This window comes from Actinomadura chokoriensis (assembly GCF_039529475.1).
Taxonomy (GTDB): domain Bacteria; phylum Actinomycetota; class Actinomycetes; order Streptosporangiales; family Streptosporangiaceae; genus Spirillospora; species Spirillospora bangladeshensis.
Genome location: NZ_BAAAMW010000018.1, coordinates 147,964 through 166,067 on the forward strand (window position 1 = coordinate 147,964; position 18,104 = coordinate 166,067).

General features: G+C 76.4%; 7 protein-coding genes and 1 pseudogene. 6 read left to right on the forward strand and 2 right to left on the reverse strand.

Annotated elements, in window-relative coordinates; translation table 11 throughout:
* The first annotated feature begins 56 nt into the window (after positions 1 to 56).
* The 5 genes from ABFX46_RS31250 (at position 57) to ABFX46_RS31270 (ending at position 12,322) form a co-directional block, all read left to right on the forward strand.
* Entirely contained in the window at positions 57 to 5,525 is a 5,469-nt protein-coding gene (locus ABFX46_RS31250) for a beta-ketoacyl synthase N-terminal-like domain-containing protein (protein WP_346047512.1), read from the forward strand.
* Positions 5,522 to 9,772 carry a beta-ketoacyl synthase N-terminal-like domain-containing protein gene (locus tag ABFX46_RS31255; protein WP_346047513.1) on the forward strand — a complete coding sequence of 1,417 codons (4,251 nt, stop codon included), beginning with the start codon at positions 5,522 to 5,524 and terminating at the stop codon, positions 9,770 to 9,772. The genes ABFX46_RS31250 and ABFX46_RS31255 overlap by 4 nt, the downstream gene beginning before the upstream one ends.
* Entirely contained in the window at positions 9,769 to 10,992 is a 1,224-nt protein-coding gene (locus tag ABFX46_RS31260; protein ID WP_346047514.1) for a glycosyltransferase, read from the forward strand. Before ABFX46_RS31255 ends, ABFX46_RS31260 begins: the two co-directional genes overlap by 4 nt.
* A gap of 48 nt (positions 10,993 to 11,040) precedes the next feature.
* A complete protein-coding gene (locus tag ABFX46_RS31265; protein ID WP_346047515.1) occupies positions 11,041 to 11,787 on the forward strand; it encodes a maleylpyruvate isomerase family mycothiol-dependent enzyme in 747 nt (248 codons plus the stop codon).
* 91 nt (positions 11,788 to 11,878) lie between these two features.
* Entirely contained in the window at positions 11,879 to 12,322 is a 444-nt protein-coding gene (locus tag ABFX46_RS31270; protein ID WP_346047516.1) for an OsmC family peroxiredoxin, read from the forward strand.
* A gap of 10 nt (positions 12,323 to 12,332) precedes the next feature.
* Here the strand turns inward: ABFX46_RS31270 and ABFX46_RS31275 are convergent, their stop codons facing one another.
* Together ABFX46_RS31275 and ABFX46_RS31280 are read right to left on the reverse strand one after the other, a co-directional pair.
* Entirely contained in the window at positions 12,333 to 12,986 is a 654-nt protein-coding gene (locus tag ABFX46_RS31275) for a DUF1361 domain-containing protein (protein ID WP_346047517.1), read from the reverse strand.
* Between the two features lie 26 nt (positions 12,987 to 13,012).
* On the reverse strand, positions 13,013 to 15,790 hold the full coding sequence (locus tag ABFX46_RS31280) for an ATP-binding protein (protein ID WP_346047518.1): 2,778 nt from the start codon (positions 15,788 to 15,790) through the stop codon (positions 13,013 to 13,015).
* 182 nt (positions 15,791 to 15,972) lie between these two features.
* Here ABFX46_RS31280 and ABFX46_RS31285 point away from each other — a divergent pair.
* A pseudogene (locus tag ABFX46_RS31285) lies at positions 15,973 to 18,104 on the forward strand (hypothetical protein); the annotation flags it as partial.

Below are 18,104 nucleotides of genomic sequence, written 5' to 3' on the forward strand. Positions count from 1 at the left end.
CGCCGACCGTAGTGTGGCGCACCGTTGTTGGCGCACGGGACGTCGGGGGGCCCAGCATGACGGCGGACACGGGCGAATACGGCACGGCCCGGGACGAGCGGGCCCCCGCGGAGATCATCGGGGGCGCCCCGTCCGGCCGTCCCGTGCCCCATCTCACCGTGGCCGTCGCGCGCGCGGGCGGGACCGGGATCCTCGGCCTCGGCGCCGACCGGGCGCCCGTGCTCGCCGCGCTCGCCGACGTGCGCCGCTGGTGGACGGGCCCGTTCGGCGTCCGCGTCCCGCTCGGATGCCGGGTGCGCGCCGCCGAGATCCCGCCCGCGGCCCGCACCGTCGTCGTGGACGCCGCCGCGCTGCGCTCCGACGACTGGCTCGGCATCGCCGGGTTCGCCCGCGGCCGCCGCCTGCTGATCGAGGCCGGGGATCCGGCGGAGGCAGCGGACGCCGTCCGGATCGGGCGCGGCCTCACCGAAGAGGTGGGGATCATCGCGCGGAGCGCCGGGCGGCCCGAGGACCCCACCGCGTTCGTCCTGCTCCAGATGCTGCTGGCCGAAGCGGACGCCCCCGTCTACGCGGCGGGCGGCATCGGCCCGCACACGGCCGCCGCCGCCGTCGCGGGCGGCGCGGCCGGGGTCGTCCTGGACGAGCAGCTCGCGTTCGTGCGGGAGGCGGAGCCGAGCGGGCCGGGCCCGGAGCGGCAGGGCCGGCCGGGCGTGGTGCTCGCGGGCCGGTACAAGACGGCCGGGGGAGTGGTCCAGGCCGTCCGCGAGCAGATCGCGCTGCACCTGCGCGCCGCCGTCCGCGCCGAGCCGCTGGCGCCGCGCACCGGCCCGGTCGCCGTGCAGGGGCCGATGGCGCAGGTCAGCGACGTGTCGGCGTTCGCGGGCGCGGTCGCGCAGGACGGCGGACTGCCGTTCCTGGCGCTCGGCCCGCTGGACGGCGGCCGGGTGCGGGCGCTGCTGCGGGAGACCGCCGACCGGCTCGGCGACCGGCCCTGGGGCGCCGGTGTCCCCGGCGGCGCGCCGCCGGAGCTGCGGGCGGAGCAGCTCGCCGCCGTCCGCGACGCCCGGCCCCCGTACGCGATCATCGCCGGCGGCGGCCCGGCGGAGGCCGCCGCGCTCGAAGACGCCGGGATCAGCGCGTACCTGCACGTCACGTCCCCGGAGCCGCTCGGGCGGTTCCTCGGCGAGGGCGCGCGGAAGTTCGTCTTCGCGGGGAGCGAGTGCGGCGGGCCCGCCGGGCCGTACCCGGGCTTCGCGCTCTGGGACGCGCAGGTCGAGCGGCTCACGGCGTTCGGCGGCGACCCCCGCGAGCTGTCGGTGATGTTCGCGGGCGGCGTCCACGACGCACGGTCGGCCGCGATGGTCGCCGCGCTGGCCGGGCCGCTGGCCGAGCGCGGCGCCGACGTCCGCGTGCTGATGGGCACGGCGTACCTGTTCACGCCGGAGGCGGTCGCGGCGGGCGCGATCGTGCCCGCCTACCAGGACGTGGCGCTCTCCTGCACGGGGACGGTCCTGCTGGAGACGGCCCCCGGGCAGGCGGTCCGGTGCGCCCGCACCCCGTACACCGAGACGTTCGAGCAGACCCGCCGCGAGCTGGAGCAGGCCGGGACGCCGGAGCCGGAGGTGCGGCGCCGGCTGGAGAAGCTGAACCTCGGCCGCCTGCACCTCGCGAGCCGGGGCCTGCGCCTCGGCACGCCGGTCGATCCGGTCCGGCAGCGGTCCGAGGGCCTGTACGCGATGGGGCAGGTGGCGGCGCTGCGGTCGGCCACGACCGGGATCGCCGCCCTGCACGAGCAGGTCACCTCCGGCGCGACCGCCTTCCTCGCGGCGCGGGCCGCGGAGCTGGGCATCGGGGCGGACGAGGACGTGCGCGACGCCGCGCGCCCGGTCGATGTCGCGATCATCGGCGTGGGCTGCGTCGCCCCGGACGCCTCCGACGCCGACGGCCACTGGGCGAACGTCGTCGGCGGCCGCTCCCGCGGCGGTCCCGTCCCGGGCGTCCCGTTCGACGCGGACGCGTACGGCATCCCGGCCGACGAGATCGGCGGCATCGCCCCGATCCAGCTCCTCTCGCTGGAGACCGCCTCCCGTGCCCTGCGGGACGCCGGCTACGGCGACCGCCCGTTCGACCGGTCCCGGACCTCGGTCTTCTTCGCCGCCGCGGGCGGCGGGGACCTCGGCACCGCCTACGCCCTCCGCGCGACGCTCCCGTCCTACCTGGGCGAACTCCCGCCCGGACTGGACGAGCAGCTCCCGCGCCCGGCCGGGGACTCCCTCGACGGCGCCGGCACCGCCGCGGTCGCCGGGCGCATCGCCGACCGGCTCGGCCTCGGCGGCACCGCCTGCGCGGTCGGCGGCACGCCGCTCGCCGCCCTCGACGCCGCCTGCAAGGACCTCGTGGCGGGTTCCAGCGCCATGGTGCTGTGCGGGGGCGCCTACCTGCGCGACCGCGTCCATGACCAGGTGGCGCCCGCGTCCGGGGAGGGCGTCGCGTGCGTGGTCCTGAAGCGCCTGGCGGACGCCGAGCGCGACGGCGACCGGATCTACGGGGTGGTCAAGTCGGTCGCCGGGGCCTGCGGCCGGCTCGCCCTGGAACGCGCCCACGAGCGTGCGGGCGTCGCGCCGTCGTCCATCGGACTGGCCGAGACGGACGGCCTCACCGGCCTCGTCACGACCGCGTGCGCGCTGCACACGGGCGTGCTCCCCGGGACGCCGGACTCCGGCGGCGCCCGCCCGTGGGCGGCCCGCCCGGGTGAGCGGTTCGCCGGGGTGAGCGGGTCCGGGGCCTGCGGCAGGCGCTTCCACGCCGTCCTCGCCGGCTACGAGGGCGCCCCGGAACCGGTGTCGGGGCTGGCCGAGTGGCCCGCCGAGCTGTTCCTGATCCGCGCGGACGACCGGGACGCCGCGCGCGCCGCGATCGACGGGCTGGCGCGCCTGCTGGACGGGCGGCCGCGGCTGCGCGACCTCGCCCGGACCGCCGCCTCGCTCGACGGCCCGGTCCAGGCGGCGTTCACGGCGTCCGGCCCGGACGATCTCCGCGAGAAGCTCGCGCTCGCCGCGCGGTTCCGCCCGGAACCGGGGATCTTCGTCGCGGAGGGCGAACCGGGCCAGGTCGCCTTCCTCTTCCCGGACGGCCTCCCGGACGAGGGCGGGCGGCCCGGCGTGCCCACCGAACTGTTCGTCGCCTTCCCCCGGCTCCAGCGCCTCCTGCGCCTGGCCGGCGGGCGGTGCGCGGGCGCCGGCGTCGCGGGGCTGGCCGTCCACCGGCTGCTCACCGCCGTCGGCGTCCACCCGGACCTCGCCGCCGGGCACGGCCACGGCGAGCTCGCCGCGCTCTGCGCCGCCGGGGCCGTCGACGACACCGACATGATCGAGATCGGCGCGGCCTGCGCCGGGGCGGTCCCGTCCCGCGCCGACCTGCTCGGCCACGACCTCCGCTCGCCCGCCTTCCCCGTCTGGGCGAGCACGACCGCCCGCCCCTACGAGACCGACCCGTCCGACCTGGCCGCGGCCCCGGCCGCGCCCGTCGACGCAGCCGAGCAGATCGAGGAGATGTACGGCGCGGGCGCCCGGACGTTCGTGGAGGCCGGCCCCGGACGCGTCCTGACCGACCTGGTCGGCGCGACCCTCGGCGACCGTCCGCACACCGCCGTCGCCTGCGCCGCTCCCGGCGAGAACGGCCTGGTGGCGCTGCTGGGCGCGCTCGCCGCGCTGGCCGCCGCCGGGGTCCCGGTCGACCCGGTGCCGCTCTTCGCCGGGCGCGGCGCGCGCCCGATCACCGCGCGGCCCGCCGCGCCCGGCTGGCTCGTCGACGGCCGGTCCGTCCGCACCGCCGGCGGCGGCTACCCGGCCGGGGCCCTCCGCCCGCCCGAACGCGTCGCGGACGTGCGGCGCCCGGCCGACGCGGCCGTGCTGGAGTACCTGCGCACGAGCCGGGAGATCATCGCGGCCCAGTGCGAGGTCGTCCTGCGGCATCTGACGGCCCCCGTGCCGGACGCCCGCGAGGAGCCGCCCGTGCCGGACGCCCGCGAGGAGCCGCCCGGCGAGCCGCCTGCGGAACCGCCGCGCCCCAGCGTCCCGCGCCCGGCCCGGCCCGGTGCCCACGTGCGGACCACGGCCCTGTCCGGCGGCCCCGCCCCGGCCGTCCGGGACGAGCCGCCCGCCGCCGCGACCGCCGTGGCGGAGGAGCGGCGCGGCGACCCCGCCCCGCCCCGGCGGGACGCGGGGACCGTGCCCCGGATGCGCAGGGCCGACCGGCAGGTGTGGCCGCACCCCGAGGCGCGGGCCGCCCGGCGGCTGGTGCGGCGGGTCCCGCGGGTCGTGGACCTCGATCCGCTGCCGCCGCCGCCGGAGTCGGGGACGGCCTTCGCCGGCCGGAGCTTCGTCCTCGTCGACGACGGGTGCGGCATCGCGCTGGAACTGGGCGACCTGCTCGAACGGCACGGCGCGCAGGTGCGGACGCCGATGGACGTCGACGGCCCCTGCGACGGGCTCGTCCATCTGGCGGCCCTGCGGCCGGGGGCGGCGGGCGTGCTGCCCCGCGCGTTCGCGGGCATCGGCCGGGCGGTGACCGGCGGCCTGCGGTGGCTGGTCCTCGCGAGCGGCGCCGGGGGCAGGTTCGGGCACGGCTTCCACGGCGGCGGCATCGGCGACCCGGCCCCGGGCGCGGGCCTGCGCGGCCTGGCCCGGACCATCGCGAACGAGTACCCGGAGGCGCTCGTCCGGGCCCTCGACCTCGACACCAAGGACACCCCGCGGGCGATCGCCCGGCGGATCATGGCCGAGCTGCTGGCCGCCGAGTCGCCGGTCGTGGTCGGGCACGAGGGCGGCCTGCGGCACGGCCTGGAGCTGGTGCCCGCCGAGCCGCTCGGCGACGGCGCCCCGGACCTCGGGCGCGACGCCGTCGTCCTGCTGACCGGCGGCGAGCACGAGGTCACCGCGCGGACGGCCCTGGAACTGGCCCGGACGACCGGCTGCCACATCGAGCTCATGGCCCGCGCACCCGAACAGGATCTGCGGCTGGAGTCCCTGGAGGAGCACGCGGCGTCCGTCCGCTGCCACGCGGGCGACGCGCGGGACCCGCAGGCCGTCCGGAGCGTCGCCGAGAACGTCCACCTGACGCACCGGCGGCTCGACGGTGTGATCCACGCCGCCGCGCTCGGCGAGACGCCCCGCGACCTCGACGGGGCGTACCGGGCGAAGCTGGACGGCGCCGCCGCGCTCGCCCAGGCGGTCCGCCCCGACCTCGGGTTCTTCGCCGTCCTGTGCGGGCTCGCCGGGGTGCGCGGGGACCGCGGCCGCGCCGGCGAGGCGGCGGCCGAGGACGCGTGCGGCACGCTCGCCCATCTGTGGCGCAGACGCCTGCGAGGCCGGGTGCTCGTCGCCGGCCTCGGCCCATGGCCGGACGGCGGCACCGGCCCCGGCGGCGAGGCCCTGATCGACCCGGACGCCGCCGCGGCGGCGCTGCTGCGGGAGATCGCCCGCGGCGACGAGACGCACGTCGTGCTGAGCGGGGACGTCCGGTGAACGAGGACCGCGAGCCGATCGCGATCGTCGGCGCGGGGGCGGTGTTCCCCGGCGCCGGGTCGGCGGCCGAGCTGTGGCGCAACGTCCTCGCCGGGTTCGACGCGATCGGCGACGTACCGCCCGGACGCTGGGACCCCGCGCTCTACTACGACCCGGACGCCTACGCGCGCGCCCCGGAGAGCGACCGGTTCTACTGCCGGCGCGGCGGGTTCGTCGACGACCTCGCCACCTTCGACCCGGCCCGGTTCGGGATCCTGCCCGCGGCGGTGCCCGGCATGGAGCCCGACCAGCTGCTCGCGCTGCGCACGGCCGGGGACGCGATCGCGGACGCGGGCGGCGACGAGCGGCTGCCCGACCGGTCCAGGATCGGCGTCGTCATCGGGCGCGGCGGCTACATCACGCCCGGCGTGGCCCGCTACGACCAGCGGGTCCGGACGTCCCACCAGGTCGCCGGGATCCTCGCCGAGCTGATGCCCGACCTCGGCCGGGAGCGGCTGGCGGAGATCCGCCGGGCGTTCTGCGAGCGGCTCGGCCCGGACGGCGCGGACGCCCCGATCGGGCTGGTGCCGAGCCTCGCCGCGTCCCGCATCGCCGGCACGTTCGACCTGCACGGCCCCGCCTACACCCTCGACGCGGCGTGCGCGTCGTCGCTGCTGGCGGTCGAGCACGCCGTGCGGGCGCTGCGCGGCGGGCTGGCGGACGCGATGCTCGCCGGGGCCGTCCACCACGCGCACCACGCCACGCTCTGGAGCGTGTTCAGCCAGCTGCGCGCGCTGAGCCCGAGCGAGACGATCCGCCCGTTCGACCGGGCCGCCGACGGGACGCTCCTCGCCGAGGGCACCGGGATGGTGCTGCTGAAGCGGCTGTCGGACGCCGAGCGCGCCGGCGACCGGATCCACGCGGTCATCCTCGGCGCCGGGTCGTCCAGCGACGGGCGGGCCGCGAGCATCATGAGCCCGCTGGTGGACGGCCAGGTCCTCGCCGTCGAGCGCGCCTGGCGGGACGCGGGCCTGGACCCCGCCGCGCCCGGCGCGGTCGGCCTCGTCGAGGCGCACGGCACCGGCACCCCGGCGGGGGACGAGGCGGAGCTCGCGACGCTGCGCCGCGTCCTCGGCGCGGACGGCCCGCCGGTCGGGCTCGGCACCGTCAAGTCGATGATCGGGCACGCGATGCCCGCCGCCGGGATGGCCGGGCTGATCAAGGCCGCGTTCGCGCTGCGCGACGGGGTGCTGCCGCCGACGCTGCACGTGGACGACCCGCACCCGGCGCTGGCGGACGGCAGGCTGCGGCTCGTCCGGGAGGCCGCCGAATGGGAGCGGACCGGCGGCCCGCGGCGGGCCGTGGTGAACGCGTTCGGGTTCGGCGGGACGAACGCGCACCTGGTGCTGCAGGAGCCGCCGTCGTCCACCGTGCGGCGGGGGCGGCGGCGGAGGCTCTGCACCCCGCAGGACGGCGAAGCCGTGCTGCGGCTCGCCGCCCGCACGGCCGAAGAGCTGGCCGACGCGCTGGCCGCCCCCGACGACACGCTCCTCGCCCAGGTCTCCGAGGACGTCCCCGACCTGCCGTGCCGCCTCGCCATCGTCGGCCCGACGCCGCGCAGGCTCGACCTGGCGCGGGCCGTCGTCCAGCGCGGGACCGCGTGGCGCGGCCGGAGCGACGTGTGGTTCTCGCCGCGGCCGCTGCTCGCGGAGGGCGGCCGGCTGGCGTTCCTGTTCCCCGGGTTCGAGCCCGCCTTCGACCCGCGCGTGGCCGACGTCGCCGCGCACTTCGGCATGCCCGACCCCGGCCTCACCGGCCGCACCGACCTGCTCGGCCACGCCGCCGACGCGCTCGCCGCCGGGCGCCTGCTCGCCGCCGCGCTCGCCGAACTGGGCGTCGAGCCCGACGTCGTGGCCGGGCACAGCCTCGGCGAGTGGACGGCCATGACCGTCGCCGGCCTGTGCGACGCGGGCGACCTCGTCCGCGACCTCGACGGCGCCGCGCCGGACGCGCCCGACGCCGTGTACGCGGTGCTCGGCTGCGGCGCCGCCCAGGCGCGGGAGGCCGTCGCGGCGGGGTCGGGCGTCTTCGTCAGCCATGACAACTGCCCGCACCAGTCGGTGATCTGCGGCCCGGCGGAGGCCGTCCGGGAGATCGTCGGGCGGCTGGCGTCCGAGGGCGTCCTCGGCACCGAGCTGCCGTTCCGGGCGGGGTTCCACACCCCGCTGGCCGAGGCGTTCGAGAAGCAGGTGCGGCACTCGCTGGAGGCGATGGAGATCCGCGAGCCGCGGGTCCCGCTGTGGTCGGCCTCGACGGCGGCGCCGTTCCCGCGCGGGCCGGAGGCGGTCCGCGACCTCGCCGTCCGGCACCTGCTCGAACCCGTCCGGTTCGGCGAGCTGGTCGAGGAGCTGTACGGCGCGGCGCACGTGCGGGCGTTCGTCCAGGTCGGGCCCGGCGGCCTGACCGGGTTCGTCGCCGACCGGCTCGGCGACCGCGAGCACCTCGCGATGGCCGTCAACGTGCCGAAGCGGGACGGGACGGCGCAGCTGCGCCGGGTCGCCGCCGCGCTGTGGGCCGAGGGCTACGGCGCGTCCACGCCGCCCCCGGCCGCCGCCGGCATGCGGCTCGACCTCGGCACGCCGCTGGTCAGGCTGGACGGCGCGGTCGAGCCGATCCACCGCGCGCCGGGAGTGCCGTCGCTGCCGGCCGACGACCCGATCCTGGCGGAGCTGGAGGCGCTGCTGAACGACGCGGCGACCGGCGCGCAGTCCGTCCTGGAGGCGCTCGGCGGCGGGGCGGCGCCGGTCGTGGCGGGGGAGCCGGCCCCGGAGACCGCCGAGCTGAGCGTCTCCCGCGTCTTCTCCGTCGAGGCGATGCCGCAACTGGCCGACCACTGCCTCGTCCCGCAGGCCCCCGGCTGGCCCGACCTGTCGGACAGGTTCCCGATCGTCCCGCTGGCCGTGCTGGTCGAGGTGATGGCCGGCACCGCGCGCGAGCTGCTGCCCGACGCGGTCGTCATCGGGTTCGAGGACGTCCGCGCCGTCCGGTGGGTCGTGGCCAGCCCGCCCACGACGGTCGACATCCGCGCCTACCTCGTCGACGACGGCGACCGGTCCCGCAGGGTCAAGGTCGTCATCCCGGGATACGCGGACGCGACCGTCCTGCTCGCCGAGCACTACCCCCTGCCGCCCGCCCCGGACCGCACGCCCCTCACCATCGAGGGCCCGCCCATAGTCACCGCCGAGCGGCTGTACGAGGAACGCTGGATGTTCCACGGCCCGCTCTTCCGCGGCATCACCGAGATCACGGCGCTGGCGGAGGACGGTGTGCGCGCCGTCCTGACCGCCTTGCCCACGCCAGGGGCGCTCATGGACAGCGCCGGGCAGCTCTGCGCGCACTGGATCCAGGTGTACGGTGACACCAACCAGACCGTATTCCCGGTCGGGATCGAACGCGTCCTGTTGTACGGGCCGTTGCCGACCACTGGTGAACGGCTGGAGACGACGATCTGGAACCAGTCCCTCACCGACACGACCATGCGCTGCTCGGCGGAGATGATCCGTGAGAACGGAACGGTGTGGGCGCGCATCGACGGATGGACCACCCACCGCTTCTACACCGACGAAGCCCTGTGGCGGATGAAGTTCACTCCCGAGGTGTCGGGAACGGGAGAGCCCCAGCCGGGCGGCTGGACGGCGGCGCGCAAGCGCTGGGACGGCTCCGCGTCCCGTGACCTGCTGATGCGCCAGTACCTCTGCGCCGATGAGCGCGCCGACTACGAGGCGCTCCCGCCGGTCATGCAGGGGCCGTGGCTGCTCGGACGGATCGCGGCCAAGGACGCCGTGAGGGACCACCTGTGGCGCAACGGCCACGGGCCCCTGTTCCCCGCGGAGCTCACCGTCCGGGAAGGGCCGACCGTGACCGGGCCCTTCGACGAGCCGCTGAGCGTCTCGATCGCGTCCGACGGAGAACTGGGCGTGGCCCTGGTACGGCCCGGCCGCGAACCGGCGGGCATCGGGCTCGCCGCCAACGAGAACAACGCACGGGTGCGCGCCGCCAAGCAGGCGGTGCTCCAGTCGATGGACACCCGATCAATGAACACGGGGGCGGACCGCCCCGACCTGGTCGTGACCGTCGCCGACGCCGAGCGGCTCCTCATCGCCGCCGGCGGCACGGTCACCACCGTGCGGACCCGCGAACTCGACGGGCACATCGTCGCCTGGACGACCGCGTCCGGCGGAACCGACATGGAGGAAAGCCGAGCATGACCCAGCGCCGCGCGAGCGCCCGTCGCGTCCAGGTCCCGTCGATCCTCGGCGACCCGGGAATCCAGCGGGTGCGGACCCCGGAACGCCGCTTCCTGCTCGCGGCCCCGCCGCTCACCGGGCACATCGCCCCGATGGCCGCGGTCGCCGCCGAGCTCGCCCGCCGCGGCCACAAGATCGCCTGGACGGGGCACCGCGCGTCCCTGGAGCCGCTGCTGCGGCCCGGCTCCCGCGTCTTCGGCGCCGGGGACGACTTCGGCGCGGTCCGCGACCGCTGGCTGGAGCTGCGCGGCCTCGACGCGCTGCGCTTCCTGTGGGAGGACTTCCTCGTCCCGTTCGGCCACGCGATGATGCCGGGCGTCGAGCAGGCCGTCGACCGCTTCCACCCCGACGTCGTGCTGGCGGACCAGGCCGTCCTCGCCGCGCCCGTCGCCGCGCGGCACCGCGAGATCCCCTGGGCGACGTCCGCCGCCTCGCCCGCCGAGTTCACCCGCCCGCTCGCCGGGCTGCCGGAGGTCGAGGAGGAGATCCGCGGCCACATCGGGGACTTCCAGCTCGACCACGGCATCGAGGACCTGCTCGACCTGCGGTTCTCCGACCACCTCACGCTGGTCTTCTCCACCTCCGCGCTGGTCGGCGACACCTCGTTCTTCCCGGACCACTTCGCCTTCGTCGGCCCGGCCGCGACCCGCTCGGCCCCGTGCGCGTTCCCTTGGGAGTGGCTGGACGGGCGCCCCGCCGTCCTCGTCACCCTCGGCAGGATCACCGGGCCGTCCGCCGACCGGTTCCTCGCGGCCGCCGCCGAGGCCGTCCGCGGCATGGACGTCCAGGCGGTCTTCGCTGCGCCGCCGGGCACGGTGCCCGAGCCGCCGCCGAACGTCCTCGTCCGCGAGCGGATCCCCCGGCACAAGCTGCTGGAGCACGCCTCCGCGCTCCTCTGCCACGGCGGGCACGGCACGGTCTGCGAATCCCTCTCGCGCGGCCTGCCACTGGTGGTGGCGCCGGTCAGGGACGACCAGCCGGTCATCGCCCGCCGCGTGGAGGCCGCCGGCGCGGGAATCTCCGTCGACTTCGATGACGTCCGCCCGGAGGAGATCCGCGCGGCCCTCTCCGCCGTGCTGGCCGACGGCCCGCACCGCGCCGCCGCCGAGGCCGCGCGCGCCGCGTTCGCCGCCGCCGGAGGCGCCGTGGAGGCCGCCGACCGCCTGGAGAAGCTCGCCTGACCACCTGTGGCCAGAGTCAACCGAATCAGATTCGGTTAGCGTGGCGGCATGGCGGATGTCTTCGACGACCTGACCGCGGAATTCGACCAACTGGACGCGATGCTGGCGTCGCTGACCCCGGAGCAGTGGGCGCATCCGTCCGACGCCGAGGGGTGGAGCGTCGCCGACGTCGTCCTGCACCTGACGCAGACCAACGAGGTGATCACCGAGCCGTCGATCGCGGAGGGCACGCCGTTCCTCTCCGCGGACGGCGGCTCCCCGGCCCGCACCGTGGACGGCGTGGTCGCGGACATGGTCGCCGCCGAGCGCGGCGTGCCGCCGTCCGACCTGCTGGCGCGCTGGCGCGCGACCGCCTTCGCCGTCCCCGGCGCCCTCCGCGCCCACCCGCCGGGCACGCGCCTCTCCTGGGTGCGGACGCCGCTGTCCCCGCGCACGCTCGCCACGACCCGGATCGCCGAGCACTGGGCCCACGCCCAGGACATCGCGGTTCCGCTGGGCATCGCCTACCCCGACACGGCGCGGCTCCGGCACATCGCCTGGCTGGCGCACCGCACGCTGCCCTACGCGTTCTCCGTCGCGGGCCTTCCGGACGCGCCCGTCCACTGCGACCTCACCGCCCCCGACGGGACGCACTGGACGTTCGGCGACCCGTCGGCCCCGTCCCGCATCACCGGCCCGGCCGCCGACTTCTGCCGCGTCGGCGCCCGCCGCCTCACCCCCGCCCAGACCGCCCTGACCACCGCGGGCCCGCACGCCGCCGACGCCCTCCGCGTCGTCCGCACCTACGCCGCCTAGCCCCGTCCCTTGTGTTTTTTACAAGGACAACTGTAAAAATAGGTGGGGCGCTGGAGAATCCGCGCCCGGGTCACGGTGGAAGGAGAGGGACATGGCGATCGCCGAGCGGACGGCCGAGACCACGTGGGAGGGGAGCCTCGCCAAGGGGGCCGGGACGCTGAGCGGGTCGACCGGCGCCTTCACCGGGCTTCCGGTGAGCTGGGACGCCCGGACCGTCCGGCCGGACGGGGTGACGAGCCCCGAGGAACTGGCCGCGGCCGCCCACTCGTCCTGCTTCGTCATGGCGCTCGCGCTGCGGCTCGGCGAGCACAAGGCCAAGGCGGAGCGGCTCACCGTCGCGGCGACCGTGACGCTCGACGAGGTGGACGGCGTGCCGACCATCGTGTCCTCGGCGCTGCGCGTCCAGGGGAAGGTGCCCGAACTCGACGCCGCCGGCTTCCAGACGGCGGTGGACGAGGCGGCCGAGCTGTGCCCGGTGTCCCGGCTCTTCGCGGGCGCGAAGATCAGCGTCGAGGCCGAACTCGTCAAGGACTGAGCCCGGCCGGTCAGGACGTGAGCGTCGTGTGCAGGCGGCGGGCGTTCCGCAGGGTGGCGTCGAACGAGGCCTCGGCGATGGCCTTCGTCATGAAGTGGCACACCCAGGTGACGAGGAAGGTGCCGACGATCAGCGCCGGCGCCCACGTCCAGGTCAGGTGGACGACGATCCGCTCGATGGTGGCGTGCGGGTCGACGACGGGCTCCCAGCTGTTCAGGCGGGCCCAGCGTCCGAGGAAGATGCCGATGGCGCAGAGGGCGTGCGCGGCCACGGTGACGCGGCCGTTCCAGGCGCCGAGGCCGAGCCGGGTGAGGTGGCGGGTGGCGGCGGCCAGCGACAGGTAGTACGCGAGGAAGCCCGACGCGATGAGCAGCCCGTAGAGGGGGAGGATCGCGGTCACCACCGGCCCGCCGCGGTCGGCGTGGACGATGTCGCCGCGCAGGTGGACGAGATCGGTCACGACGTAAGGAGCATTTGGCAGGAAAAGGACGAAGAGCGCCAGGCCCGTCCACCAGAAAGGCGACCGGGAAACGCGGTTCCCGCGGAAGAGGAGGAAGGCGAGCCCGACCGGAATCCAGGCCAGGAAGGTGTTCCAGCCCATCCACCAGGCGTCGCGGTGGAGGACGACGACAAGGTTCGGTGCCACCTGCTCCAGAATCCCCATGGCTCCCATGGTGCCCGAGGCGCCGCCTAATCGGTGGAGATGAAAGAGCCGAGCACGCCGTCGGCGTTGCCGAGCCGGGAGGCCGCCTCGCGGAGGCGGGCGGGCCAGTCGGCGTCGGTGCGGACGGCGCCCACGACCTTCTCGAGGGTTCCGGTGGAGCCCCAGAGTGCGAGGTTGCGGGCGTCGGCGTCGCGTTGGTCGCGTTTCCACCAGGCGTCGACGTTGCCGAGCTGATCGGCGAGTGACTTCCCGGGAATGGCGCGCCCGTAGTGGGCCTCCCATCTGTCGCTGAACGGGTGGCGGCCTCCGCCGGGGTCCGCTTTATGGGCGCGTTCGAGTTCCTCCAGAACCAGGCACCACCGATATGGGGCCGCGAAATAGACGGTTTCGCCGCTGTCGCAGGCGCCGCCGTGCGCCGCCGCCAGGTGCTCGGCGAGTTCGCCCGGAGCGGCGCGGGACGCGACGGCCGCGTCCACGGCGTGGGAGATCGCGCAGTCGCGGAGCCGGCGGGGCAGGCCGTCCAGGACGGACGGGTCCGGGTACGGGGTGCCCCAGCCGGTCAGGTGCGCGGTGGCGGCCAGCTCCGCCCACAGCACCAGCTCGGGGCGGTCGGCCAGGGCGCGCTGGGCCATGCGCATGTCGCGGAGGGTGCAGGGGGAGTCGCGGCAGTCCGTCCCGCAGGTGCCGCTGCGGGGCGTCACGAGGGCGGCGGGGGAGGCGAGCGGCGCGGCCTGCTCCGCCCGGGAGCCGTCCGGGATGCGCACCAGGTGCGGGAAGTCCATGCCGTCGGTGAACACCGCGCCCTCGCCCGGCGTGAGCGTGACCAGGAACTGCGACTGCGCCTCGGTGATGTTCATGGTGGCGCCGACCGCGTCCCGGTCGTCCCGCGCGGGCAGCCGGTGGACGATCTTGACGGCGGTGTTCTTGATGACGTCCGGGACGAGCTTGGACGGGATCTGCTCGGCCACGATCAGCCCCTCCCCGTACGCGCGGATCTCCGCGAGCAGGCTCGCGAACGTCTCCACCGCGTGCGACGCGGGCCCCGCCTGCTCGCTGCGGCGCAGCAGCCGGTGCGCCTCCTCGAACACGCTCAGATGCCGCAGGCCGGCGGCCGCGCCCTGCCGCATCCGCAGGTGCTCCACCAGCCGGACCAGCACGGTCCCCATCAGGAACGCCTTGTCGCGGTCGTCGCCGACGTCCTCGATCTCCAGGACGACGTTGCGCGCGAGCAGCGCGTCGAAGTCGATCGGGTGGCCGCCCTCGAAGAACCGCCCGGTCGTGCCGAGCCGGAGGCTGGACAGCCGCACCCGGATGAACCCGCGCACGTTGTCGGTGATCTCCTGCCCGTAGCCGATGTCGTCGACGACCTCCTCGGCGACCGCCTGCAGATCGGCGAGGGACGGGTACCGCGGCGACGTCCCCGGCACGGTTCCATCGTGGGGGGACGACCCCCCACGCCCCCCGGCGACCGCGTTCATGGGCTCGCCGAGCGCCAGGTCCCAGCCGAGCCGCTCGTAGCAGCGGGTCAGCGCCGCCGACAGCACCTGCGGGAACGGCTCGTCCGCCTCGAACGCGGCGAGGAACAGCGCCCGGACGAGGTCGGCGTGCGTCTGCAGCGGGAACGGCCGCCCGTCCGGGCCCATGGCCGGTTCGAGCGGATTGATCCCGGCCGCGATCGCCTCCGCGTCGCCCGGCCGGACCGCGATGACCTCCGCATCGGGCAGCCGGGAGGCCATCAGCCGGTACTCGGCCTTCGCCGGCTCCACGACCAGCCACGGCAGGCCCGCCGCGGAGGCGGCGGTCAGCAGCGACCGGATCGTCTGCGACTTGCCGGCGCCGGTCGCGCCGCACACGAACGTGTGCCGGTTCAGGCTCGCGAGCGGGAGCGACAGGGCCCCGACCTCGCGGCGGTTGCGGTCCAGGACCCGGCCGAGCGGGACCCCGGCGTCCGCCGACTCGGGCGTCACGTCGAACTCCGGCCGCATCACGAACCGGACCCCGGCGACCTCCCGGACGGGCGGCCGCGCCAGCGCCGCCACCAGCGGCGTGCTCGCCTCGAACGGCCCCTTCGCGCCCGGGACCAGCGCGTACGGCAACCGGGACAGGTCGGCCGACGCGCACACCAGCGCCGCAACCCGCGCCGCGGCCTCCGGCGTCTCGGCCCCGGCCATCAGATGCACCCGCCACAGCCCGTCCGTCGCCGACCGCCGCAGCTCCCGGTGGCGCCGCTCCATCCGGACGGCCGCCACCGACTCCTCCGGCGACATCTCCGCCATCGCCCGGGCGCGCTGCTGCCGGTCGGCGAGGTCGTCGGCGAGGCGCCCGGCCTCGGACGGGTCCACGGGCTCGGCGACCAGCAGCCACGCGAACGGCCGCATCCACACCGAGAGCAGACCGTCCTCCAGGGACGGCCGGGCGGGCTCTTCCTGGGGCGGGTCGTCGGCGAGCAGGCCGTCGGCGATGCCGCCGATGCCGACCCAGTGCGGCATCGCGTCCTCGGCGACGCCGCCGGGGAGCATCACCCCGCGCCCGCCCGCCGGAAGGCTCAGCGTCGCCGCGCGCCCGTCCCGGTCGGCGACGAGCCCGGACCCGCCGACGAACACCTCCGTGGGCCCGAACGCCGCCGCGCGCCGCCAGCCGACCAGCACCGGCTCCCCGCCCGCGTGGTACGCCGACACCAGCGCCGCGAGCCGCTGGTCGCGCCACTCGTCCCGGCCGTCCGCCCGGTCGGGGCGCGGCACCTCCAGCAGCCTGCACACCGGCAGGCCGCGCAGCAGCTCCCACATGTCAGACCCGAGTGCCATGGTGAGTCAGGCTATTGAGCAAGAGCACCGGAGGGAAGGCCGATTTGGGGTGGAGGGCCTGACAAGTTCCGTGTCAATCTGCTTGGGTGGTCTGCGGCATCGCCGCGCGGGTCCGGGGGGCCGCCGCGGCGGCAGGCGTGACGAGCGGAGTCGGCACCGGAGCAGAGCGGGGGTTCAGCGTCGTGACGGGCGAACCGGTCGACCACGGGGGGCTGCTGTCGCGCCGCGAGCGGCTGTTCAGCCCCGAGCCCCGCATCGGATGGGTCTTCCGGGACCGCTGGTGGTTCCTGACCCCGTTCCCGGAGGCGCCGCCGCGGCAGCAGGCGTTACCCGAGTACCTGGCGCGCCGCGTCACCGAGACCGAGCTCGCCGTTCGCCACCGACTGTCGGAGACCCTGCCCGTCAGCGCGGTCGTCGCCGTGGTCCTGGTGCTGGTCGCCGCCTGCTCGACCGTCGTGTCGGCCCGGCTGGCGGCCGGGTCGCTGCTGCTCGCGGTCATCGCCATGGCGCCCGGCGGGGCGCTCACCTGGTGGGCCGTCCGGCAGCGGCAGGCCGCCCGGCAGGCCTACGAGCTGGCGCAGAAGCAGGTCGCCGGCGGCTACCAGGAGCAGTCGCGGCAATGGCACGCCCGCAAGCAGGCCCACGACGCCGCCGAACGGGCGCGGCTCGACGGGCTGCCCGAGTGGGGGCCGGCCCCGCTGCCCGGCCGCCGGCTCGACGTGTTCGGCGGGACGCTGTGGGCCTGGGAGGCGCTGCTCACCACCTACGGGACGTCCGCCCTCGCCGTCCAGCCGCTGCTGGTGCTCGACCTCTCGCGGGAGGTCGTCAGCCGTGAACTGGTCGAGCTGGCCCGCGCCGCCTGGATCGGGGTGGACGCGCAACTGCTGCCCAGCCGCCAGGCGTCGTCCAATCTGCTGACCGACATGTCGCCGCAGGACCTCGTCGACGCGATCGTCGAGTCCATGCACGGCGGCACCCCCGACGCCGCCCGCGCCGAGCGGAGCATGGACGACCGCATCCTGACGAAGGTGTGCCGGGCCCTCGGCGACGACATCACCCTCGCGCGGATCGCCGCGGCCCTCCGCGTCCTGATGGGCGAGCCCGACGACGGCGACGCCCTGACCCGCGACGAGCGGCGGCACATCGCGAACGAGCTGTTCACCGTGGAGTACCGGCGGCAGGCCCACGCGAACCTGTCGCGGATCGAGTCGTACGTGCACCCCCTGGAGAACCTCGGCACGGAGCCGTCCACCGAGGGAACGGGGTACCTGACCTGCATCGCGCTGGACAGCCAGGCCCGCAACGTGCGTTCGGAGCTGCTCACCGACCTGATCGTCCAGTGGGTCACGCACCGCATCACCGCGTCCTGGGAGTCGACGCCCGCCCTGGTGATTGCCGGCGCCGACGAGCTGGCCCGCCGCCATCTGGAGCGGCTGTCGGACGCCTGCGAGCGGCGCGGCGTCCCGCTGACGCTGCTGTTCCGGCGGCTGCGCGAGACGTCCGCCGAGCTGATCGGCGGCGGCGCCGTCGCGTTCATGCGGCTCGGCAACCACGAGGACGCCGCGCGGGCCGCCGGCTTCATCGGACGCGACCACCGGTTCGTGCTGTCGCAGATCACGAAGAACGTCGGCGGGAACGAGTCGCACACCTCCACCGACACCCGCGGCGAGGGCGACTCGGAGACCCGCAGCACCAGCCGCACGACGAGCACGTCCCGCAACTGGGGGACGAGCAACTCGTCCGGCGTGAGCTACTCCGGGGGCGAGATGTTCGGGCTGTTCCCCGACCGGTCGACCTCCAACCAGCGCGGCCGGAACCGGGGCGGCTCCACCGGCGAGAGCCGCACCGAGGGCACCGCGACCTCCACCTCCCGGAACTGGTCGGCCGCCTACGCCTACGCCGAGGGCACCAACTGGAGCGACGCCGACACGACCCAGCGCGTGTACGAGTACGTCGTCGAACCCGTGACCTTGCAGCACCTTCCCGACCATGCGCTGCTGCTCGTCCGGTCGGAGCCGGGCGGGGGCCGCACCATCACGCCCGTCGAATGCGACCCGGCGATCATCACGCTGGACCGCGTCACCACCGGCCCCCTCCCGGACCCGCCCGCCCCGCGGCAGGCCATCCCCGGCCCCGGCGCACTGACCCGGCAGCCCCCGCAGTGGGCCGCCCCGCCGCCGCAGTGGGCCGCGCCCCCGGCACCGCCGCCCCCGCGGTCGCCCCTCTCGTCCGCCCGGGGGCCGCCGCCCGGCCGCCGGCGCCCGCCTCGCCCCGGCCCGCCGCCCGCCCCCCCGCCCGGCGCGCCGCCCGGCCC